This is a genomic window from Campylobacter sp. BCW_6460, assembly GCF_001762705.1.
GTDB lineage: Bacteria > Campylobacterota > Campylobacteria > Campylobacterales > Campylobacteraceae > Campylobacter_D > Campylobacter_D jejuni.
The window spans coordinates 99,691-120,932 of the sequence record NZ_MJXI01000003.1 but is presented as its reverse complement, the minus strand read 5'-3'; the positions used below and the strand labels follow the sequence as shown (position 1 = coordinate 120,932).

At 29.9% G+C, this 21,242-nt stretch carries 21 protein-coding genes and 1 pseudogene; 9 read left to right on the top strand and 13 right to left on the bottom strand.

Annotated elements, in window-relative coordinates; all coding sequences use genetic code 11:
• Positions 1–30: 30 nt before the first annotated feature.
• The 3 genes from rsmD to AJ881_RS02425 are packed head-to-tail and all read right to left on the bottom strand — an operon-like array spanning position 31 to position 2,160.
• On the bottom strand, positions 31–714 hold the full coding sequence (gene rsmD, locus AJ881_RS02435; RefSeq protein WP_070283157.1) for a 16S rRNA (guanine(966)-N(2))-methyltransferase RsmD: 684 nt from the start codon (positions 712–714) through the stop codon (positions 31–33).
• A complete protein-coding gene (locus tag AJ881_RS02430) occupies positions 707–1,090 on the bottom strand; it encodes an ornithine carbamoyltransferase (protein ID WP_070278682.1) in 384 nt (127 codons plus the stop codon). The genes rsmD and AJ881_RS02430 overlap by 8 nt, the downstream gene beginning before the upstream one ends.
• Positions 1,087–2,160, bottom strand: coding sequence for a DUF5644 domain-containing protein (locus AJ881_RS02425; RefSeq protein ID WP_070283158.1), 1,074 nt, complete (start codon positions 2,158–2,160; stop codon positions 1,087–1,089). The genes AJ881_RS02430 and AJ881_RS02425 overlap by 4 nt, the downstream gene beginning before the upstream one ends.
• A gap of 86 nt (positions 2,161–2,246) precedes the next feature.
• On the opposite strand from AJ881_RS02425, the gene AJ881_RS02420 reads away from it, so the two are divergent.
• Together AJ881_RS02420 and truD are read left to right on the top strand one after the other, a co-directional pair.
• Positions 2,247–3,068 (top strand): thiamine-phosphate kinase, encoded by an 822-nt coding sequence (locus AJ881_RS02420; protein WP_070283159.1) that lies wholly within the window; start codon positions 2,247–2,249, stop codon positions 3,066–3,068.
• The gene (gene truD, locus AJ881_RS02415) at positions 3,037–4,155 is read left to right on the top strand and encodes a tRNA pseudouridine(13) synthase TruD (protein ID WP_002862113.1); all 1,119 of its coding nucleotides are present in this window, start codon (positions 3,037–3,039) and stop codon (positions 4,153–4,155) included. Before AJ881_RS02420 ends, truD begins: the two co-directional genes overlap by 32 nt.
• Before the next feature lie 46 nt (positions 4,156–4,201).
• On the opposite strand, the gene AJ881_RS09535 is transcribed toward truD, so the two are convergent.
• The 7 genes and pseudogenes from AJ881_RS09535 to prfB all read right to left on the bottom strand — a co-directional run bounded on the left by AJ881_RS09535 (position 4,202) and on the right by prfB (position 12,135).
• Positions 4,202–5,662, bottom strand: coding sequence for a hypothetical protein (locus AJ881_RS09535; RefSeq protein ID WP_261660173.1), 1,461 nt, complete (start codon positions 5,660–5,662; stop codon positions 4,202–4,204).
• Between the two features lie 2 nt (positions 5,663–5,664).
• Positions 5,665–6,395, bottom strand: a pseudogene (cysQ, locus tag AJ881_RS02405) (3'(2'),5'-bisphosphate nucleotidase CysQ).
• Positions 6,388–6,987, bottom strand: coding sequence for an adenylyl-sulfate kinase (gene cysC, locus AJ881_RS02400; protein WP_070283160.1), 600 nt, complete (start codon positions 6,985–6,987; stop codon positions 6,388–6,390). Before cysC ends, cysQ begins: the two are co-directional and overlap by 8 nt.
• 7 nt (positions 6,988–6,994) lie before the next feature.
• The gene (locus tag AJ881_RS02395) at positions 6,995–8,707 is read right to left on the bottom strand and encodes an SLC13 family permease (RefSeq protein ID WP_070283161.1); all 1,713 of its coding nucleotides are present in this window, start codon (positions 8,705–8,707) and stop codon (positions 6,995–6,997) included.
• Positions 8,704–10,119, bottom strand: a complete 1,416-nt coding sequence (cysN, locus tag AJ881_RS02390) for a sulfate adenylyltransferase subunit CysN (protein ID WP_070283162.1) — start codon at positions 10,117–10,119, stop codon at positions 8,704–8,706. Before cysN ends, AJ881_RS02395 begins: the two co-directional genes overlap by 4 nt.
• A complete protein-coding gene (gene cysD, locus AJ881_RS02385) occupies positions 10,119–11,024 on the bottom strand; it encodes a sulfate adenylyltransferase subunit CysD (RefSeq protein WP_070283163.1) in 906 nt (301 codons plus the stop codon). Before cysD ends, cysN begins: the two co-directional genes overlap by 1 nt.
• Before the next feature lie 13 nt (positions 11,025–11,037).
• Positions 11,038–12,135 carry a peptide chain release factor 2 gene (prfB, locus tag AJ881_RS02380; protein ID WP_070283164.1) on the bottom strand — a complete coding sequence of 366 codons (1,098 nt, stop codon included), beginning with the start codon at positions 12,133–12,135 and terminating at the stop codon, positions 11,038–11,040.
• A 73-nt stretch (positions 12,136–12,208) separates the two neighbouring features.
• Between prfB and rimO the strand changes: the two genes are divergently transcribed.
• Together rimO and tilS are read left to right on the top strand one after the other, a co-directional pair.
• Complete coding sequence (rimO, locus tag AJ881_RS02375) at positions 12,209–13,528, top strand: 30S ribosomal protein S12 methylthiotransferase RimO (RefSeq protein ID WP_070278674.1); 1,320 nt, start codon at positions 12,209–12,211, stop codon at positions 13,526–13,528.
• Positions 13,518–14,483 carry a tRNA lysidine(34) synthetase TilS gene (tilS, locus tag AJ881_RS02370; RefSeq protein ID WP_070278673.1) on the top strand — a complete coding sequence of 322 codons (966 nt, stop codon included), beginning with the start codon at positions 13,518–13,520 and terminating at the stop codon, positions 14,481–14,483. Before rimO ends, tilS begins: the two co-directional genes overlap by 11 nt.
• On the opposite strand, the gene AJ881_RS02365 is transcribed toward tilS, so the two are convergent.
• Genes AJ881_RS02365 through ciaI form a run of 3 tightly spaced genes read right to left on the bottom strand, consistent with a single transcriptional unit; the run spans position 14,466 to position 16,469 of the window.
• A complete protein-coding gene (locus AJ881_RS02365) occupies positions 14,466–15,179 on the bottom strand; it encodes an EI24 domain-containing protein (protein WP_070283165.1) in 714 nt (237 codons plus the stop codon). The two genes, tilS and AJ881_RS02365, sit on opposite strands and share 18 nt — an antisense overlap.
• A 1-nt stretch (position 15,180) precedes the next feature.
• Positions 15,181–15,870: a dUTP diphosphatase gene (locus AJ881_RS02360; protein WP_070278671.1), complete on the bottom strand. Its 690-nt coding sequence runs from the start codon at positions 15,868–15,870 to the stop codon at positions 15,181–15,183.
• 35 nt (positions 15,871–15,905) lie between these two features.
• Entirely contained in the window at positions 15,906–16,469 is a 564-nt protein-coding gene (gene ciaI / locus AJ881_RS02355; RefSeq protein ID WP_070283166.1) for an intracellular survival protein CiaI, read from the bottom strand.
• Positions 16,470–16,543: 74 nt separating this feature from the next.
• Here ciaI and AJ881_RS02350 point away from each other — a divergent pair, with 74 nt between their 5' ends.
• The 5 genes from AJ881_RS02350 (at position 16,544) to AJ881_RS02330 (ending at position 21,242) form a co-directional block, all read left to right on the top strand.
• On the top strand, positions 16,544–16,951 hold the full coding sequence (locus AJ881_RS02350) for a hypothetical protein (protein WP_002877416.1): 408 nt from the start codon (positions 16,544–16,546) through the stop codon (positions 16,949–16,951).
• 71 nt (positions 16,952–17,022) lie between these two features.
• Positions 17,023–17,805 (top strand): capsule polysaccharide transporter KpsM, encoded by a 783-nt coding sequence (gene kpsM, locus AJ881_RS02345; RefSeq protein ID WP_002871866.1) that lies wholly within the window; start codon positions 17,023–17,025, stop codon positions 17,803–17,805.
• Positions 17,802–18,464 carry an ABC transporter ATP-binding protein gene (locus AJ881_RS02340; protein WP_070283167.1) on the top strand — a complete coding sequence of 221 codons (663 nt, stop codon included), beginning with the start codon at positions 17,802–17,804 and terminating at the stop codon, positions 18,462–18,464. The genes kpsM and AJ881_RS02340 overlap by 4 nt, the downstream gene beginning before the upstream one ends.
• Positions 18,464–19,582: a capsule biosynthesis protein gene (locus AJ881_RS02335; RefSeq protein ID WP_070283168.1), complete on the top strand. Its 1,119-nt coding sequence runs from the start codon at positions 18,464–18,466 to the stop codon at positions 19,580–19,582. Before AJ881_RS02340 ends, AJ881_RS02335 begins: the two co-directional genes overlap by 1 nt.
• 1 nt (position 19,583) lies before the next feature.
• Positions 19,584–21,242: a polysaccharide biosynthesis/export family protein gene (locus AJ881_RS02330; protein WP_070283169.1), complete on the top strand. Its 1,659-nt coding sequence runs from the start codon at positions 19,584–19,586 to the stop codon at positions 21,240–21,242.

Below are 21,242 nucleotides of genomic sequence, written 5' to 3'. Positions count from 1 at the left end.
ATAGATCAAGCAAGAAGTGTTCCAAGTAAGTTAAGAAGTGTAAAAGCTTAAGTTAGTTGATCCAAATTTCTTTTCTTTAATTTTTTGAAAATTTTGGATTTTTTCGGGAGTTTTTATGGTTGAGTGGTGTTCAAAAATGATTAAATTTAAAGTCTTTAAATCTAAATTTTCTAAAAAATGATAAATTTTTTCATAAATATCGCTAAAACCTTCTCTGATATCAAAAGGCGGGTCAAGATATAAGATGATTTCATTTTTTGAATTTTCTATGAGTTGGGGTAAAATTTCAAAAGTATTTGCGTGGATCACTTCTAAATTTGGATCTATGTTTTTAGCATTTTCTAAAGCAATTTTATAGGCTTTTACATCAAGTTCTATAGCATAAGCTTTTAAAGCATAATTGCTTAGTGCTTCGGCCGCCATCAAAGCACTTCCGCCAAAGGCTTCAATGAAAATTTTATCTCTTAAATCTTCCCTTATTACATTAAAAACACAACTTTTTACTATACTTTTAGTGCTTCTTGTTGTTGTAAGACTAGGTAAAAGTAGTTTTTTTCCTTTGTATTTACCACTTTCTATATTTGTATAAAGCTTTGTTTCTTTGATTTTTTTTATTTTTTCTTTAGGAGAAGTAATTTCTTGTTTTTGAAGAAATTTTTTTCTTTTTTCATTGTGATTAAAAAAGTCTTTAACGCTTATAAATTCATCATTCATCATTAAGTGCTTTTACGAGTTTGTTTTTAAGATCTTTTATGGCAAGATCGATTTTATTTTCATAATCTTTTTTAAATTCCAAAGCAATAGCTTCAATTTTTTCTTCAAGTAGTCTTTTTTGTTCAAGCGCAAGTTGCAAAGCTGCTGCTTTTAAGGCATTGTCAAATTCATTTAAAGACTCAAACAAGGCTTCTTTGCTAAATGGCACGCTTAAAAATGGAGAGTTCTTAGAGATGATAAATAAGGGTTTTGCGGTGTGAATTTTTTCATCACTAATGATAAAATCACAATCTTTTTTCATTACCAAATGATCTTTTAAAAAAAGTTCTAAAGTTTTTTCTATGATGAGATCTTTACATTCTAAAGAGATTTTCATATCAAATTAACCTTTAAAGTGTGATTTTTTAATGATGGAGCTTGTATGCCTTGGATAAGGGCTAAAAACTCAAAACGACTTAAAATATAAAAGTCTTCAAAATCTCTTTTGCTTGTTTGCATAAGTTTTTTAGCACAAGTATCAAAAAGATAAAAATCCTTTTCTTCTTTTACTACCATAAAATCAGCCCCGCTATCATAAGCGTCCAAAACAATATCTGCAGCCATTTTATAGCTTAGTGTAGGATTTAAATTCAGCAAAGTAAAGCCATTATTTTTTGTACTGTTTTCATAGGAAATAAATTTAGTCTCAAGTTTGGATTTTAAAGTATCGCAAGCATTAAAACCATAAAAAGCTATATTGAAATCTTTAAAATTATGTTTAATTTCCTTAAGTTCTTTGATCTCATTATCAAAAGCATTGGTTTTAGGTAAATCAAAGTGTAAAATATTTTTATCAAAAAATCCTAAATTTAAAATTTCATTTTGTAGGTTTTTAATCGTTGTTTCTAAAATTTCATTTTTGCTTTCAAGGTGATAAAAAATACCCTTTTCTTTATCTGCTAGAGTTTTTAAAATTTCTATCTTTTTTTCAGGATATTTTTCTATCATTTTTGAAGCCAAATAAAACACTCCATCGCCCATATATTCAGGAAGATAGTCTAAAATTTCACTTGCATAATATAAATAATCATATTTTGCATAAAGCTTTTTATCCTCTTCATCGCCAAATTTTTCAAGATATTTGTATTTGTCTAAAAAATCATTTTTATCAATGATAAGATCTTTAATAGCTCTTTTTGTACTTAAAGGCTCGATGCAAAGATTAAAATCAAATTCTTTTGCTATTTTTTCTAAAGGTGTAAAAAGTGGTATGATTTGCTTATTTACAACTATGTAAGTATCTTCATCTTTATCAAAATCAAAATAAATATCATCATCTTGAACTTGCAAAAGCAGATCATAAAAGCTTGCAAAATTTTCATAATTATCATAAATATAAGGTTTATAATAAGCCTCATAATCCTTGGTTTTATCAAATCTAAAAATTCTTAATTCTAATTTTTTCATGGTTTTTCCTTAAATATTTCTATATTATATAAAATTTTTCTAAAATTCACTAGAATTTAAAAGGAAATTTTATAAAATCACGCATTATGAACAAAGAAGATTTTATTATCAAAGCTTTTTTAAATGAAAAAAATGGCGATGATGGAGCTATTATCAATGATTGGTGTTTTAGCAAGGATTTGTTTTTTGAAAATGTGCATTTTAAAAGAGAGTGGCTTAGCTTAGAGCAAATCGCTACAAAAGCAATGCTTGTTAATATCTCAGATGCCATTGTGATGAATGCTGTACCAAAATACGCACTTTTAGGACTTGCTTTACCAAAAAATTTAAGCAAAAATGAGATCAAAGCTTTGCAAAAAGGTTTTTTAAAAACAGCTAGGAAATTTAATATAAAAATCATAGGCGGCGATACTATAAGCAATGATAAAATAGACATTAGTCTTACTATCATTTCAAAGATTAACGATAAAGCCGTTTTTAGAAAAGGTTTAAAAAAAGGACATTTACTTGCTTATACAGGAAAATTAGGGCGAAGTTTAAAAGGGCTTGAAATTTTACAAAATGGGGGTACTTTAAAACCAAACCATGTATTTATAAAGCCAAAATTAAGAGCTAGTTTTTTTTATGAAATCGCACCTTTAATTTCTTGTGCTATGGATATTTCAGATGGTTTAAGTAAGGATTTATCAAGACTTTTAGTCTTAAATAAATGCGGTATTTCTTGGTTTAAAAAACTTGATGATTATACGCTTTATAGCGGAGAAGAATATGAAATTTTATTTGCTTTTGATGAAAAAGAACGGCAAAATATAGAAACAATAGCCAAAAAACACGGCGTGAAATTAAATATCTTTGGAAAAGCAGTGAAAGGAAAATATGAATTTAGCGGAAGAGAACATCATTTTTAAGCCTTTGTATAGTTTAAAACACAGTCCTATTAATGCGTATTTTAGTAAAAATAGCGATGATTTTGTAGTGCGTGAAAGGCCTTTGTATGAATTTAGCGGCAAGGGCGAGCATCTTATTTTGCATATCAATAAAAAAGATTTAACCGCAAATGAAGCTTTAAAAATTTTAAGTGAAGCAAGCGGGGTTAAAATAAGAGATTTTGGTTATGCAGGGCTTAAAGACAAGCAAGGATCAACCTTTCAATACCTTTCTATGCCTAAAAAATTTGAGAGTTTTTTGTCAAATTTTTCTCATCCTAAACTTAAAATTTTAGAAATTTTTACCCACGAAAACAAGCTAAGAATAGGGCATTTAAAAGGAAATTCTTTTTTCATACGCTTAAAAAAAGTTTTACCAAGCGATGCCTTAAAACTAGAACAAGCTTTGATGAATTTGGATAAACAAGGTTTTGCGAATTATTTTGGCTATCAGCGTTTTGGAAAATTTGGGGATAATTATAAAGAAGGGCTTGAAATTTTGCGTGGCAAAAAGATGAAAAATGTAAAAATGAAAGAGTTTTTAATTTCAGCTTTTCAAAGCGAGCTTTTTAATCGCTATTTGAGTAAAAGAGTGGAGTTATCACATTTTGCAAATGATTTTAGCGAAAAAGAATTGATCCAAATTTATAAAATTTCTAAAGAAGAAGCTAAGGAACTTAAAAAACAAGAACAATTTTTTAAGCTTTTAAAAGGCGAGGTTTTAGGGCATTATCCTTTTGGAAAGTGTTTTTTATGTGAGGATTTGAGTGCTGAGCTTGAGCGTTTTAGAGCAAGAGACATTAGTGCTATGGGACTTTTAATCGGTGCTAAGGCTTATGAAACAGGAGAAGGTTTGGCTTTAAATTTAGAAAATGAAATTTTTAAAGATGCTTTGGAGTTTAAGGCTAAAATGCAAGGTTCAAGACGCTTTATGTGGGGATATTTAGAAGAGTTAAAATGGCGTTATGATGAAGAAAAAGCTCATTTTTGTATAGAGTTTTTCTTGCAAAAAGGCTCTTATGCTACTGTGGTTTTAGAAGAAATTTTGCATAAAAATTTGTTTGAGTGAGTGTTAATATATATTTTATCTTTTTCTCTCGTACTCTCTCTTCAACCTAGGCACATCTTTGAGTATAAATTTGATATACCCCCCCCCCATACCAATTTTTACTTGCTTTTATAAATTCTCCTCCTAATTTATAAGTAAAACATTCTTTTTCTTTTAAAGCTTCATTATAATCAGGATAAGTTTCTAAAGGTGGTAAAGCTAAATTTGGATTTTTCTTTGCTTTAAATTTATAAGCCTTTTGTTCTTGTTTATGTGAAACAACAATGCTTAATATTATAAAAGGTAAAGATAGATAACCTAATACACTTTTAGAATTTAAAATCAAAGCTTGTCCTAGTTTATAAGAAAGTTGGTTTTGAATACGAGCTTTGGCTTTTCCGTAATTATTTTGGAAATTTAGTAGGTTTTCTTTATTTTCTAAGGATGTATTTAAATTATGAATTTGATTAGTTTGATTACTGAGTTCTTGATTTTTAATTTCTAAAGTTTGATTAAGACTAAGAATATTTTCGTTTTTTATTTTGATAATATCTGCTATAAATTCAGCTATTTTATCCCAATATTCTGGTTTCATTTCTCTAAGCTCATAGTTTTCTTTATAAGTGCTCATATCTTTTTTGGGAAATAATCTTTCTTTATGTGGAAAAAATTCTTTTCTAACCCATTCATTATGGCATTTGAAAAAATTATAATATTCTAGGTAGTATTTTTTTTCCGGAATAAAGCATATATTTTTATTCTGGAAATGTTTTATGGTAAAATTGAGTATGCTATTGGAATTATGATAACCTCCTAAACCTAAACTATTTAAGCGATTTTGCAATTCAATGCCTATTAGATCAATGCTTTGATTTTGATTGGCTCCAATAGAAAATTTATCATTCCATTGAATACCCAAAGTATATATAAAATCTTTTATTAAATCTTGTTTATAAAATATATTTTTATCAAAAATTTTTACTATGATATTTTCTTTTTTAAAAGCCATAGAATAACTTTTTAATATATATTTATAGTTGAAAATATGTCTTAATGTATTATTTTTAATAGATAAAGAGCCGTTAAAAACATTATAATTGCCTTTGGTATTTTCAGAATATAGAGAACTTAACATATCTTCTTGTTGTCTTAAGTATACAATGATTTTAATTGTATTAAATCCAAGAAGTTTTAATATTTTATATAAAATTTTCACATAAGTAGGATTATTAAAATCCCAAGTTAATCCTTCTGTTGACAATATAACATTTTTATTCTTGTTTTCTTGAAGTTCTTTTCTGAAGTTTATTAATATTTGTTTGTATTCTTTTTTAAGAAATAATAATTTTTTATTTAATTTTAATGATTTAATGATCCAAACTAAAGTAATATGCTGATGCCCCCATTCAAGAATACTTTCAGGGTATAAATAATTTTGTTTTAAGAGTAAAAATTTATTTTTAGTTAAGAATGTTTGTATGCTTGTAGTTCCTGTTTTTGGCATTCCTATGTGCAAATAACAAGTCATCTTTACCCCGCTATAAAATAAGGATTTCTTAAATTTTCTTTATTATATAATAAAACTTTTTTATTTTGATATTTATAAATTATTTTTCCACTCTCCCTTGCTATGGTATCAGCGGCGGCTGTATCCCATTCCATAGTGGGAGAAAGACGGGGATAGCATTTCGCTTCATCACTAGCAACAAGACAAATTTTCAAAGAACTGCCCATAATTATAAGTTCTTTTTTTAATGGTGCTTGTAAATTATCTATAAATTTCTTAGTTTCTTTGCTCATATGAGATTTGCTAGCAACTATTTTATAAGTTTGATGATTAAGTTTTAAAGGTAAAACCATTTCGTTTTTAAAAGCCCCAAAACCCTTTTTTGGTATAATAGCAGGAGCATAGACTACTCCAAGTACAGGAGTATCTTTGTAAATTAGAGCCATATTGATGGTAAATTCTCCATTTTTTTAATAAATTCTTTAGTTTCATCTATAGGATCAATACACCAAAAATATTCCCAATGTTTACGTTCTTGAAAAGAAATTTTTTTATTTTCTTCCGAGAGTATAGGGAGATTAAATTTAGCTAGTTCTTTGCAAATTATAGAATTACATACAAGATTAGCTTCAGTTAAAGGAGAATTGTCATCTTTATAAGAAACCTTAAAATCTTTATTATAAATTTCCATAACAGCTTTTCCAGCCTTTAAGGCTATGCTTTTAATCTCATCTAAATTTATTTTTTCAAGCATTAATATATCCATTTTCTTTAAGATAGTTTAAGATTATATCTACATTTTCATTAAGTTTGGCTTTGGAATTTTGCAAATGAATTTCAGGATTTTGAGGTTTTTCATAAGAGCTGTCTATACCTGTGAAATTTTTTATTTCTCCATTTCTTGCCTTTTTGTAAAGTCCTTTAGGATCTCTTTTTTCACAGAGTTCTAAAGGTGTATCTACGAAAATTTCTATAAATTCATCTTTTTTTACCAAAGATCTTGCTAAAACTCTATCGCTTTTAAAGGGCGAGATAAAAGCGCTTAGTATAATCAAACCACTATCAACAAAAAGTTTGCAAAGTTCTGCTATGCGTCTTATATTTTCCACTCTTGAGTTTTCATCAAAGCCCAAGTCTTTATTTAAACCCAAGCGAATATTATCTCCATCAAGTAAATAAGTATGAAAACCAAGCTCGTGTAATTTCTGTTCTAAGGCATTGGCAATGGTTGATTTTCCACTTGCGCTAAGTCCTGTTAGCCAAAGTACGCAAGGTTTTTGATTTTTAAGTTTTGATCTTTGTTCTTTGGTGATATTTGTATTATGCCAGGTAAGATTTTTATCCATAAATATCCTAAAAATTAAAGATTAAAGGTACACCTATGAGAACTATAGCACTATACACGATAGAAACAATGGCGCCTATTTTGATAAAATCTGTCATTTTGTAATCACAAAGCGAGCTAACCATTAAATGAGTTTGGTATCCATGCGGTATCATAAACCCAGCACTAGCCCCATAAGCTACAGCAAAGATGAAAGGTAAAGGATTTACTCCTAAGGCTTGAGCTGTGACAAAACCTATAGGGAAGGCTAAGGCCGCAGCAGCGTTATTGGTAATAAATTCGGTTAAAAGTAGGGTTAAAAGATAAACTCCTATAAAACTTCCATAAACTCCATAATGTCCAAAAAAACCTGTGATAAGTTGGGCTAAATCTTTGGCAAGTCCGCTGTCTACAAGTACTTTAGTAATTGCTAAAGAAGAGCCTACTATGATAAAAATATCAAAAGGAAAACGCCTTTTTATTTCATCAAGCTTGATAAATTTGCAAAGTAGTAAAAAGCCTAAACAAATAAGCAAGGCCTTGGTAAAAGAGATAAAATTTAAAGCCGAAAAAACAATAACACTTAAAAAAGCCATTATAGTCAATAAGCTTTTTTTGGCATCAAGTTTTTCGTTTTGTTTGATATTTGAAAGTAAATAAAAATTTTTAGCCAAATTATCCCTTAGGATAAAATCTTTACCCACAGCTAAAATCATTCTATCTCCAGCCTGCAAAACACTTTCGCCAATTTTTTTGATATGCACATCTCCTCTTTGTAAAGAAATAATAGCTGCGTCAAATTTAGATCTAAAATTAGCTTCTTTTACGCTTTTTCCAATTAAATTAGAAGTTGGAGAAATGATTGCATCGATAAATTTACTTTCTTTTAACTCGTAACCATCTGCAAGTTTTAAGCCATCAAATTTATTTAGAGTTTCAAGTTGTGAAATATCTCCACTAAATATAAGTGTATCTTTTGCATTTATGATTTCATTATGTGAAACGGGAGTGATGCTTCGATTATTTCTTTGAATTTCTACTAAAAATAAAAACTCTAAATTTCTAAGTTTGTTCTCTTCTATGCTTTTACCTATTAAAGAGCTATTTTCTAAAACTTTTAAAGCGATTAAATGTTCTTTTATATTTTTATCTTTATTTTCATAATGAGGCAATAATTTACTAAAAATCATCAAAACCAAAATCATTCCTATGCTTAAAGCTATACCTATATAAAAAAAATCAAACATTTTAAGACTCGGTAGTCCATTTTGTACCACAAAGGAATTGATGATTAAATTTGTAGAAGTTCCCACAAGAGTGATAACACCACCTGCTATGGCAAAATAAGAAAGAGGGATTAAAAGCTTTGAGGGAGCTTGAAATTTATTGTTTTTTACTATACCCATAAAGCTTGCTACTACTGCGGTATTGTTTAAAAAGGCTGAAACCGCACAAGTAATTACACCTAGTCTCAAAAGAGAAAGATTATAGTTTTTTCCTATGATAAATTTACTTGCCCATTCTATAATGATAGTTTTTTCGACAGCGATAGAAACTAAAAGTAGCAACATGAGTGAAATTAAAGAATCATTTGTATAAGAACTTATCCAAGTTTTAAAATCAAGATAACCTAAAGCGTAGTAAAATCCTGCCAAACTTCCAAATAAAACAGCAGGCTTTATTTTGTTGCGTATGAGCAATATAAGTAGAATTAAAAGCGTGATACCTACTATGATTTTCATATTTTTCTACACCCCCATTCTGGATAGTTTTTTCTTATAAAAGCGTTAAATTCTATTTCAGCTTGAGTGTAAATTCTTTGGCTTTGCTGTGAATTTAAAATTTTTATTATCATACCTGCGGCCAAGGTTTCATTGCTATATTTATCGATGATAATAAATGATCCTAAGGTTTTATTATCTTTATACTCTTTAAGTGCTAAATTTTTATCTAGTTTTAAAGTACAATTTGCAATATCATTAAGTATTAAATTTGAGGCATTTTCTTCTTTAAAAGTATTGATATCCTTTTTATAGTTAATATTTTCAAATTTAACATTGCAAAGATTATGAGCTCTTTTTATAAGATAATTTTCATTAAGATTTAATTGTTTTTGACTCATCCATATAATCATAGCTTCAAAAGCATTGCTCATTTTAAGATCATGGTTGATAGATGTCAAAATATCGCCTCTAGAAATATCGATTTCATCTTCTAAACATAAACTTACGGTCATATTAACACAAGCTTCATTTTGACTTGGAATGATTTCATTTTCATCTAAAGCTCTTAAATCTTTAATATCATTTGTAATGATACTTTTAATTTTAGATTTTTGCATAGAAGGCAAGACTATAACTTCATCTTGTAATTTTACATAACCATTTGCTATATTTCCGCAAAAACTACGAAAATTTAAATGTGGGCGATTAACATACTGCACAGGCATGATAAAATCATTTTGAATGATTTTATTTATTTTAATTTCATCTAAAAGTGCAAGTAGAGTTTCGCCTTTATACCAAGATAAATTTCTACTTTTTTGAATGATATTTTCACCATTTAAAGCACAAATGGGAATAAAATGTGTTTGGATACCTTCTTGCAAATAAGGGATGATTTTTTCATAATCTTTACAAATATCATTGAAGATTTTTTCTTCGTAAGAAACTAGATCCATTTTGTTAATGGCAATGATAAAATTTTTAATACCAAGTAAGCTCACTATATAAGAATGCCTTTTAGTCTGCTTTAAAACCCCTTTTCTTGCATCAATTAAAATAATAGCAATATCTGCTGTACTTGCTCCTGTTGCCATGTTTCTAGTGTATTGTTCATGCCCTGGTGTATCAGCTATAATAAATTTGCGTTTATGACTGGTAAAAAATCTATAAGCCACATCTATGGTAATGCCTTGTTCTCTTTCGCTTGCAAGTCCATCTACTAAAAGTGCAAAATCAAGTTTATCTCCGGCATTCCCCATTTTTTTACTATCTTTTTCTAAAGTGCTTAATTGATCACTAAAAAGAGCTTTAGTATCATAAAGCAATCTTCCTATAAGAGTGGATTTTCCATCATCAACGCTACCACAAGCGATAAAACGACAAAGTTCTTTATTTTCATGTTCTTTTAGATAATTTTCTACACTTTGCATTAAAAATATCCTTGTTGTTTTTTCTTTTCCATGCTAGCTTCTTCATCACTATCTATAAGTCTTCCCTGTCTTTCACTGGTTGTAGCTAGAAGTAGTTCTTCTATGATATCTAAAACACTTGTGGCATTTGAATTTATGGCTCCGGTTAGAGGATAGCAACCTAAGGTTCTAAATCTTACCATTTCTTCTTTAGCATTTTTTGCTAAATCTTTTGGTATTCTATCATCATCAACTAAAATTTTTGTTCCCATGTATTCAACTATAGGTCTTTTTTTGGCAAGATAAAGACTTGGTAGAGGAATATTTTCAAGGTATATATACTGCCAAATATCAAGTTCAGTCCAATTGCTCAGCGGAAAAACTCTTATGGATTCTCCTTTTTTATGGCGTCCATTATATAAATTCCAAAGTTCTGGACGTTGATTTTTAGGATCCCAAGTGTGATTTTCATCACGGAAGGAATAAATTCTCTCTTTTGCTCGCGATTTTTCCTCATCGCGTCTAGCTCCTCCAAAAACAGCATCAAATTGGTATAAATCAAGCATTTGCTTTAAAGCTTGAGTTTTCATGATATCTGTATGCATATTTGAGCCATGTGTAAAAGGGGATATATTTATTTCTTTGCCTTTTGGATTGGTATAAACGATAAGTTCCATACCGAGTTCTTTAGCTCTTTTATTACGAAATTCTATCATTTCTTTAAATTTCCAAGTCGTATCTACATGCACTAAAGGCAAAGGAGGAGTGGCTGGATAAAAAGCTTTTTGTAAAAGATGAAGCATCACTGAACTATCTTTACCTATGCTATAAAGCATAGCTGGCTTTTCAAATTCAGATATTACTTCACGCATTATGAAAATAGACTCACTTTCAAGTTGTCTTAAATGGGTAAGATTGAAAGTCATTTTAATCCTTTTATCATTCTGCTTTTAAAGCAATCAAAACGCCTTCTATCATTTTCTTAATATCCCCATCAAGGATATTATCCACTTGAGAAAAAGCTTCTCCGCTGCGATTGTCTTTGACTTGTTGATAAGGGAAAAGCACATAAGAGCGGATTTGATGTCCCCAACCTATCTCGCTTTTTTCTCCGGCATTAGCACTATCTTGTTGTTTCATGAGTTCAAGCTCATAAAGGCGAGATTTTAGCATTTTAAAAGCAGTGGCTTTGTTTTTGTGCTGACTTCTATCATTTTGGCATTGTACAACTATGCCGGTTGGAAAATGTGTGATTCTCACGGCTGATTCTGTTTTATTGACATGTTGTCCGCCTGCACCGCTTGCTCTGTAATAATCTATTCTTATGTCTTTTTCTTCGATTTCAATTTCTATATCATCATCAAGTTCAGGGCTTACCATAACACTTGAAAAGCTTGTATGACGGCGTCCTGCACTATCAAAAGGAGAAGTTCTTACCAAACGATGGATGCCATTTTCAGCCTTTAAATAACCATAAGCATTTTCGCCTTTAACTAAAAAGCTCACATCTTTAAGCCCTGCTTCTTCGCCTTCTTGAAAGTCTAGAGTTTCGACTTTAAAACCTTCTCTTTCGCAAAATCTTAAATACATTCTATAAAGTATGCTTGCCCAGTCATTACTTTCTGTTCCGCCTGCACCAGGATGAATGGAAACAATGGCATTTTTACCATCATTTTCTCCGCTTAAAAGCATGGAAATTTCAAGACTTGTGATAGTATCTTCAAGTTTTGATGCGTCATTAAATAAAGCTTCAAGTGTTTCTGTATCGTTTTCGCTATTGGCTAGATCGAAAAGTTCACTTGCGTCATTTAGGGCATTAAAAGCATTTTCATAGTTTTTAAGCAGATTGGTGATTTTGGTTTTTTCTTTGCCTATGATTCCTGCTTGTTTGACATCACTCCAAAAAGAAGGAGAATTTTCAAGCTCTTCGATTTCTTTAAGCCTTGTTTTGATATTTTCAGGCTTGATGATGGAGGCTATGTTGCCGACTTTGTTTTTTAAAGTTTTTAAAAGTTCGCTAAATTCGTAATTATCCATAAAATTTCTTTGCTATAATTATATTTTTAAAATCAAAAATTATATCAAAAGAAAACTTTAATATAGGAAAAAAATGCCAAAACTTTATCTTATGTCTTTAGGTTGTAATAAAAATTTAGTCGATAGCGAGATCATGCTAGGACGCCTTAGTGCTTATGAGCTTTGCGATGAACCAAACAATGCTGATGTTTTAATCGTAAATACCTGTGGTTTTATCGATAGTGCAAAAAAAGAAAGCATTAATGCGATTTTGGATTTGCACGAACAAAGAAAAAAAGATTCTCTTTTGGTGGTTACGGGTTGTTTGATGCAGCGTTACCGCGAAGAACTTATGAAAGAACTTCCTGAGGTTGATCTTTTCACAGGTGTGGGTGATTATGAAAGAGTCGATGAAATGATACTTAAAAAAACAAATTTATTTTCAAATTCGACTTATTTGCAGAGTGAAAATTCCAAACGCATTATTACAGGTTCAAATTCCCATGCTTTTATAAAAATCGCCGAAGGTTGTAATCAAAAATGTTCTTTTTGCGCCATCCCAAGTTTTAAAGGTAAGTTAAAATCTCGCGAAATAAGTAGTATTATAGCTGAGCTTAAAGATTTGGTAGCTAGAGGTTATAAGGACTTTTCTTTTATCGCACAAGATACGAGTTCTTATTTGTTTGATAAGGGTAAAAAAGATGGGCTTATACGCTTAATTGATGAGGTGGAAAAAATCAAAGGCATAAGAGCAGCTAGAATTTTATATCTTTATCCTACGAGTGCGAGCGAAGCTTTGATCAAACGCATTATAGCTTCTGAAATTTTTGTAAATTATTTTGATATGCCTTTGCAGCACATAAGTGATAATATGCTTAAAATCATGAAGCGTGGGGCAAATAGCACAAGACTTAAAGAAATGCTAAATTTAATGAAAAGTGCGCCAAATAGCTTTTTACGCACAGGCTTTATCGTAGGGCATCCAGGTGAGAGCGAAGCGGATTTTGAAGAGCTTTGTGAATTTGTTAAAGACTTTGGTTTTGATAGAGTGAGCGTTTTTGCGTATTCCAAGGAAGAAGATACGGCCGCTTTTGATATGGAGCAAGTGCCTTTTAAAGTGATCAATAAAAGGCTTAAAATCATAGAAAAAATTGTTGATGAAGTCATAGAAAAAAGTTTTGAAAAAGAAGTAGGGCAAAAGCGTTTAGTAGTTTGCACGGGAGAAAGTAGCGAGGGAGAGTTTTTCATCGCAGCTAAAGATTTAAGATGGGATAGAGAGATTGATGGGGAAATTCTTATCAATGAAAGCGAATGTGGAAATTTAGAAATGGGGCAAATTTATGAATGTGAAATTTTACAAAACCTTGATAAAAAGCTCCTTGCTAAGGCTTTAAGAAAAGTAGATGCAAATTAAAGATGAAATTTTATCCCTTTTAAAAAGGGGTAAAAATTTACTCGCTTTTTCTTATGGAAGTGATTCTAGTGCACTTTTTTATCTTTTAATGCGAGAAAAGATCGACTTTGATCTTGTGATGATAAATTACAAAACTAGAAAAAATAGTGATTTAGAAGAGTTAAAAGCTAAAGAACTTGCTTTAAAATTTCATAAAAAAATTTTTATAAAACACGCTCCTAAATTTCAAAATAATTTTGAAAAAAAAGCCAGAGATTTTCGCTATGATTTTTTTGAAAAAATTTGTCTTGAGCAAGATTATGATCATCTTATCTTAGCCCATCATTTAAACGATCAGTTTGAATGGTTTTTGATGCAACTTTCACGAGGCGCAGGTTTGGCTGAAATTTTAGGTATGCAAGAGTATGAAAAACGCTCAAATTATACACTTTTACGCCCTTTACTCTTTATAAGTAAAGATGAAATTTCATCTTTTTTAAAAGAAAAAGATATTTTTCATTTTCATGATGAGAGTAATGAAAATGAAAAATATTTTAGAAATTATATAAGAAAAAATTTCTCTAATGCCTTTGTGAGTGAATTTCATCAGGGTTTAAAAAGAAGTTTTTCTTATCTTAGTAAAGATAGGAAAAAACTTTATGATTTTGAAAATATCAAAGAAGTTCAAGGGCTTCTTATTTGCTCTAAAAATGAAAGTTTGATTGCTAGAGCGGTAAAAATGAAAGGCTTGCTTTTAAGTGCAGCGCAAAGAAAGGAGCTTTTAAAAGGTGATTGTGTTTTAGGTGGCAAAATAGCACTTGTGTATAAAAACGAACAAGCTATTGTTTTTGAGTATGAAACTTGTCAAAAATTACCCAAAAATTTCAAAGAAGAGTGCAGAATAGCTAAAATTCCAAGACTTTTAAGAGCTTATTTGTATAATCACAAAATCGATATTTCAAGCCTTAGCTTTTAATTTTAAAATTCTTTGATAGGCTAAATGTGTGAGAAAAATCACAAAAAACACTTGCAAAAAAAGTCCTAAAAGTGGCACTGATGAGAGTAGATAAAAACAAAGAGTGCTAAATTTAAACTCTAAAGGTGAAAAATCAGAATGAAAATTTTTAAAACTTTCTTTATCTAAAATCGTGCTAGTAATATCAAGCATTAAAAGTTTGTGAAAGAGATAATAAAACACAAGATAATAGATGAAAAGGTTGATAAAGGGTAAGAATAAAGCCAAGGTGCAAAGTATAAAAAATATCCCAAATTTAATAAAAATTTTAAAACTTTCAAAGATGACTTTTGGGGTTGAAACTTCATTTGTATTATTATAATGGTAATATTTTTGGTTGATTTCTTTAACGATAAAAGGGCTAAGAAAAGAAGTGATAAAAAGGGCTAAAAAAACCGAAGCAAAAACAACAATAAAACCTGAAAATAAAAAACTTATAATGGTGATTAAAATTTGTACAAAATGAAGGGCATAAAACCACGCCCAAAACGAATCTTCTCCAACACTAAATAAAGAATTAAAATAATCCAGCAAAGCCGAAAAGCCAAGTGCTCCTAAAAAAAGCATAAATATAAGGCTAAAAATCAAAGGAATTAAGGCAAATTTTAAAAATTTAAGACTTAAAAAATCTTTGATCGCAAGTTTTAAAATATCCAAATTATGCCTTTTTGTAGCATTCTTCTAGTTTTTTATAAATAGCATCAAAATCAAGCTCTTGTTCTAAAATTTGAGCTAAAACTTCATTGTCTTCTTTACCATTCCAAGTTTTTTTATAGTTACCATCTTTGTAGCCATGGTTTTGTCTAAAAATATTTAAAACATTTTTACCTATGTAGGTTTTATAAAGAATTTCAAGATTAAGCCCGCATTTAATAGCTAGGGTAAAATAGGTTGAAAGCAATTCTCCAAGATTAAATCCAAAGCCACTGCATTTATGGATAATAAGCTCTATATCATTTAAAATACTATAAATATCACTCTCATTAGGATGCTCTTCTTCTTTGCAAAAATCCTGAAATACACTTACTGAAATCACTTCATTGGCTATAATTTTAAAATCATTTCCATTTTTATTGCGATATTCTTCAAGTAAAAGACTTAAGATAAAATGCCAAATATCGACAATCTCTATGCGTACATTTTCCCAATTTGTTGGACTTGAAATGTTTTTCCAATGTTTCCATGTAAAAGAGTCTATAAGTTCTGCACATTCCATATAAATACAGCGTCTCCAACTGATCAGTTTTCCTTCTTTGGTATAGCCATTTTCCCAATTTAAGCCGTTTGTTTCGTCGTTGAGTTTTTGTTGGAGTTTAAGCATATTTTCTAAAATTTCGATATTTGTCATTTAAAACTCCTTGATAATTTTTAATATTATATGATTTAAGCGTAAAGATTTAAACTATCATCTGTCTTATCTTGATTTTCCTTGGCTTTTTCTTGTTGTTTTTCAAGTTGTTTTTTCATTTGTTCTAAAACTTCATCAAGAAGTTTTTTGCTATCTTCAAGCATAGAAGCATTGATATCTTTATCATCTGTTTGATTTTGTTTTAGTAAATCACTGAGTTTATTTGTAAAATTATTCATAATAGCATTTTGATGGTTTTCATCATTTGGAGTTGGTAGAACATTTGCCATTTGCATAGCTGATTCGATAATTTCCTTTGGCTTTAACTCTCCAACTTTAGAATTTGCTAAAAAATCTTTGATCATAGGTTCAACTTCTTTCATAGCATTTTTAATCTCATCAAGATCATTTTGTGTGAGTTTAGAGCCTTCAAAAGTAAAGCTAAAACCATACTGATGTTTAAGATTAAGAGTTTTACCTTCTTCATTATTTGCATAACTCACGCTTTGATTATCATACATAGATAAGGCTAAGTGTTTGCCACTTTTTGTTGTATAATCCATCGAAAAACTTTGGTTTTTGCTAGCATTAATTTGCATTTCTTCCCCTTATATTTATAGTTTAAATTAAAAATCGGTTATTTTTAAAAATATTTTAGTATAATTTTTACAATATGGATGAAAGAATTTTAGAATTTATAAAAAATGAGCAGCTTTTATCTTGGGCTATGATTGATGAAAAAGGTGTTTATACAGCTAGTGCTTTTTATGTTTTTGATGAGAAAAATTTAGCTTTTATTATCGCTTCTCATGAAGATACTAAGCATATAAGATTAGCTAGTGAAAATTCAAGTATAGCACTTAATATAGCCAAAGAAAGTAAAATAGCCTTTTTAAAAGGTGTGCAAGCTAAGGCCGAGTTTAAAATGGCAAGCAAGGAGCAAATGAAAATTTATTTTTCTAAATTCCCCTTTGCTAAGCTTGATAAAAGTGCAAAAATTTATACCTTAGAGCTTTTTTGGCTTAAATTTACTAACAATGCTTTAGGACTTAGTAAAAAGCTTGAATTTTGTAAAAAATAAATTTTTATGATTTTGTTTAAAAAAATGAGTTATGATTATAGTTTATGTAAATTATTAGGTATAGAAAATAAATGTTAAATGTAATTCACGCTTTATTTTTTAGGGAGTTAAAAACTAGATTTGGAAAAAATAGGTATCTTGGATATATATGGGTAGTTGGAGAGCCTATGAGTGTTGTGCTTTTGGTGACTATTATAGGAACTGTTATTAGGGAATATCATCATCAAGTTATGCCTGAAGGAATTTCTATTTTTATGTTTTTGATTTCAGGCATTATGCCTTTTTTTATGTTTAGAAGTATAGTAACTCAGCTTATGAATGGAATAGGGGCAAATTTATCTTTGTTTGCCTATAAACCTGTAAAACCTATACATGTATTTATTGCTAGAACTTTGCTTGAATTTTGTATTTATTTTGTGATTTTTATCACTGTGCTTTTTTTTGCAGGATGGTTCTTTAGACTCGATGTATTTCCTGTTCATTTGCTTGGAGTTCTATTTTGTATTTTTTTACTCATATGCTCAGCTTTTGCTTTGGGGATTTGTTTTGCTATTGTTTGGCACTTTGTAGAACCTTTAAGAACTTTATTAGCTTATTTTAGTATAGTATTTTATTGGAGTTCTGGGATTATATTTCCCACCTGGTTAACTCCTCGTCCTTTACTTGATATATTTTATTACAATCCTTTGCTTCACATAATGGAGCTTTTAAGATTTAATTTTTTTGAAAATTATCCTTTGCAAGATGAATATAGTTATTTTTATGCTATATTTTGGATTTTACTTGTTTTATTTATAGGGCTTTTTATTTACTACTATAATAGACAAGCTCTAACGGCGGCAAAAAAAGAATGATAAAGCTAATTAATCTAACTAAATCTTATCCTTTATTTAGTGGTGGAAGGCATTATGTTTTTAAAAATTTTACTTTTGAATTTCCTGAAAATTGTAGCATAGGTTTAATGGGATATAATGGCGCAGGCAAGTCCACTCTCATGAGACTTTTAAGTGGAGCAGAGCTTCCTGATAGTGGCAAGATAATTACTAATAAAAAATTATCTTGGCCTTTGGGTTTAAATGGAGCTTTTCAAGGTTCTTTAACCGCTAGAGATAATGCTAAATTTGTAGCTAGAGTGTATGGTTATAAAGGCAAGGAACTTCAAGAAAAAGTAAAATTCGTAGAAGATTTTGCAGAGCTTGGGAAATTTTTTGATGAGCCTATGAAGACTTATTCTTCGGGAATGAGTGCTAGGATAGCTTTTGGACTTAGTATGGCTTTTGATTTTGATTATTATTTGATCGATGAGGCAGGAGCTGTTGGAGATCCTGCTTTTAGGGAAAAAAGCGTGAAATTATATAAAGAAAGATTAAGCAAATCAAAAGTGATTATGGTATCTCATAATGTAGCTGAAATTAAAGAATGGTGTGATAAAATAATTTATATGAAAAATGGACAAATTACGGTTTATGATGATATAGACGAAGGAATAGCTGTATATCAAGGAAAAGCTTAATGGAAGAAAATAAAACTTTATTAGAAAAAATCAAAGATTTAAGCATATTTGATTCTTTTAAAATTGTTTGGTTTATAATGATTTTTGTTGTGATTTATTATACATTGATTGCAGCACCAAGATATGTAAGCACGATGATTTTAGATGTTAGATCAACAAGTGGAGAAAGTGCTCAAACAAATGGAATCTTGTCTTTGCTTAGTAGCACTTCTACAGCAAGTGAAGATTTAAATTATCTAAAAGGTTATATAGAATCAAGCGATATGTTAAAGATTTTGGATGAAAAAATCAAACTTAAAAATCTTTATCAAGAGCAACATATAGATTTACCTTTTAAAATTTGGGATTCAAGCTCGATAGAATCTTATCTTAAATACTACCAAGCAAGAGTTAAGGTTCATACGGATGAAACCACTAAACTTTTAAAAGTTGAAGTAGAGGGTTTTACACCTAAATCAGCTCATTTGATTGCTCAAACTATTATGCAAGAAAGCGAAAAGTTTATCAACGAAATCTCTCATAAAGCAGCTAGAGAGCAAATGGCTTTTGCTGAAAATGAAGTACAAAAATACAAAGAACGATATCAAAAAGCACAAAATGATTTGATTGCTTTTCAAAATAAATATGGAGTTTTTGACCCTTTAAAGCAAGCTGAAACTAAAGCGAGTTTGGTTGCGCAAATTGAGGCTAATCTAGCCCAAAAAGAAGCTAAACTTTTAACTTTACAAAGCTATATGAATGATGTAGCACCTGAAGTGGTAGCACTTAAAGCAGAAATTGAAGCAATCAAAAAACAACTTTTAAGGGAAAAATCTAAAATTTCAGCAAACAATTCTTCTCAAAAGCTTAATGATTTGGCTGCTAAATTTCAGGATTTAACTATAGAAGCTACTTTTGCGCAAAAAGCTTATGAAGCAGCTTTAAAAGCTTATGAAAGTGCTAGAATAGAAGCATTAAGAAAAATAAAACAACTTGTCATCATCCAAAGTCCAGATATCCCAGAAAGCGCAAAATATCCTGAAAGAATTTATGATATTTTAACAGCGTTTATTGTATTATCTTTGATTTTTGGGATTGTTAAATTTATTAGAATGATAATAGAGGAGCATAAGTATTAAAATGAAAAAAATATTGATTTTATTTTTTAGTTGTATTTTATGTTTTGGAGCTGTGGATGTTTCACAAATTATTTCAGCAGAGGATCAAGGTTCTACTACAACTAGCGTAGATCAAAATTTAAGCTCAAATTATGATATAGCAAATAAAGAAAATAATCTTACAAAAATTCATCAAATTTTAGTATTTGGTGCTCATCTTTTTAATGGAAATTTTAAAAATTACAATCAAAGAGTTTATAACCCAGATTATAAGATCGCAGTTGGTGATCAAATCAGTCTTAAAATTTGGGGAGCTGTTGAGTTTTCGCAAGTTTTAGTGGTGGATTCTCAAGGAAATATTTTTATCCCTAAAGTAGGAGCTGTAAATTTACTAGGTGTGAAAAATAGTGCCCTTGTAAGTGTTATAAAAGCACGTGTTAATAAAATCTACAAAAGCAATGTTTTTGTTTATGCAGATATGAATGCTTATCAAAATGTCAGTGTTTTTGTAACAGGAAGTGTTAATGCTCCAGGACTTTATCAAGGACTTAGTTCGGATTCAGTGATCCAGTATCTTGATAAAGCAGGGGGTATAAATTTAGAATATGGAAGTTTTAGAGATATTCAAATTTTGCGCAATAACAGCGTGATAAAAAATATCGATTTATATGATTTTTTGCTAAAAGGGCAAATGGATCTTTTTCCTTTTAGAAGCGGAGATGTTATCTTAGTAGGAAATGTTCAAAATTACGCTTTTGTTAACGGTGATGTGCAAAGACCTTTTCGTTTTGAACTTTCAAATGATATTAAAACTTTAGCTGACTTGGCTAGAGTATCAGGTGCTAAACCTATCGTAACTAATGCTATCGTAAAAAGTTATGGTGAAGATCATAAACTTGATGTCAGTGCTTATAATAAAATGCAATTTTCAAAAGTTTTACTTAGAACGGGAGATGAGGTAGAATTTCACCCTGAGTATGTTTCTGAAAATATAACTATAAGTGTAAATGGTGAGCATAATGGTTTAAAAACTTTGGTTGTGGGTAAAGGAACGACTTTAGAAGATATTTCTAAACTAATCAAAGCTAATCCGCAATCAAACATGCAAGCTTTGCAAGTATTTAGAAAAAGTGTAGCTAGAACTCAAAAAGAGCTTATCAATGCTCAGCTTAAAGAGCTTGAAACTCTAGCTTTAACTAGCAGTTCTGTTACAGCTCAAGGTGCAGCTATAAGAGCTCAACAAGCAAAAACGATTTTAGAATTTATCCAAAGAGCTAAGCAAGTACAACCAAAAGGCCAAATTGTCATCGATAATCCAAAGTCTTATAATTCGGTTATTTTAGAAGATGGTGATACTATCAATGTACCAAGTAAGAATAATCTCATCATAGTTCAAGGCGAGGTTTCTTTACCTGGGGCTTTTGTGTATGATAAGGGAAAAGATTTAAGATATTATATCAATCTTGCAGGAGGTTATGGAGAAAGAGCGGATACTTCAAAAGTTTTGGTGATACGAAGCAATGGAAAAGCTGAAAAATATCATAGTGGTATAGATATGAAACCAGGCGATTCTGTGTTGGTATTGCCAAAAGTGGATAGTGAGAATTTGCAAATTTTCTCAATGTTAACTCAAATTCTTTATCAAATTGCTATCGCAACCAATGTTGTGCTTAATCTTTAA

What these genes read in the sequence shown, in the direction of transcription:
- rsmD (WP_070283157.1), bottom strand. Translation starts at nt 714, where the DNA reads ATGAATGATGAATTTATAAGCGTTAAAGACTTTTTTAATCACAATGAA.
- AJ881_RS02430 (WP_070278682.1), bottom strand. Translation starts at nt 1,090, where the DNA reads ATGAAAATCTCTTTAGAATGTAAAGATCTCATCATAGAAAAAACTTTA.
- AJ881_RS02425 (WP_070283158.1), bottom strand. Translation starts at nt 2,160, where the DNA reads ATGAAAAAATTAGAATTAAGAATTTTTAGATTTGATAAAACCAAGGAT.
- AJ881_RS02420 (WP_070283159.1), top strand. Translation starts at nt 2,247, where the DNA reads ATGAACAAAGAAGATTTTATTATCAAAGCTTTTTTAAATGAAAAAAAT.
- truD (WP_002862113.1), top strand. Translation starts at nt 3,037, where the DNA reads ATGAATTTAGCGGAAGAGAACATCATTTTTAAGCCTTTGTATAGTTTA.
- AJ881_RS09535 (WP_261660173.1), bottom strand. Translation starts at nt 5,662, where the DNA reads ATGACTTGTTATTTGCACATAGGAATGCCAAAAACAGGAACTACAAGC.
- cysC (WP_070283160.1), bottom strand. Translation starts at nt 6,987, where the DNA reads ATGGATAAAAATCTTACCTGGCATAATACAAATATCACCAAAGAACAA.
- AJ881_RS02395 (WP_070283161.1), bottom strand. Translation starts at nt 8,707, where the DNA reads ATGAAAATCATAGTAGGTATCACGCTTTTAATTCTACTTATATTGCTC.
- cysN (WP_070283162.1), bottom strand. Translation starts at nt 10,119, where the DNA reads ATGCAAAGTGTAGAAAATTATCTAAAAGAACATGAAAATAAAGAACTT.
- cysD (WP_070283163.1), bottom strand. Translation starts at nt 11,024, where the DNA reads ATGACTTTCAATCTTACCCATTTAAGACAACTTGAAAGTGAGTCTATT.
- prfB (WP_070283164.1), bottom strand. Translation starts at nt 12,135, where the DNA reads ATGGATAATTACGAATTTAGCGAACTTTTAAAAACTTTAAAAAACAAA.
- rimO (WP_070278674.1), top strand. Translation starts at nt 12,209, where the DNA reads ATGCCAAAACTTTATCTTATGTCTTTAGGTTGTAATAAAAATTTAGTC.
- tilS (WP_070278673.1), top strand. Translation starts at nt 13,518, where the DNA reads ATGCAAATTAAAGATGAAATTTTATCCCTTTTAAAAAGGGGTAAAAAT.
- AJ881_RS02360 (WP_070278671.1), bottom strand. Translation starts at nt 15,870, where the DNA reads ATGACAAATATCGAAATTTTAGAAAATATGCTTAAACTCCAACAAAAA.
- ciaI (WP_070283166.1), bottom strand. Translation starts at nt 16,469, where the DNA reads ATGCAAATTAATGCTAGCAAAAACCAAAGTTTTTCGATGGATTATACA.
- AJ881_RS02350 (WP_002877416.1), top strand. Translation starts at nt 16,544, where the DNA reads ATGGATGAAAGAATTTTAGAATTTATAAAAAATGAGCAGCTTTTATCT.
- kpsM (WP_002871866.1), top strand. Translation starts at nt 17,023, where the DNA reads ATGTTAAATGTAATTCACGCTTTATTTTTTAGGGAGTTAAAAACTAGA.
- AJ881_RS02340 (WP_070283167.1), top strand. Translation starts at nt 17,802, where the DNA reads ATGATAAAGCTAATTAATCTAACTAAATCTTATCCTTTATTTAGTGGT.
- AJ881_RS02335 (WP_070283168.1), top strand. Translation starts at nt 18,464, where the DNA reads ATGGAAGAAAATAAAACTTTATTAGAAAAAATCAAAGATTTAAGCATA.
- AJ881_RS02330 (WP_070283169.1), top strand. Translation starts at nt 19,584, where the DNA reads ATGAAAAAAATATTGATTTTATTTTTTAGTTGTATTTTATGTTTTGGA.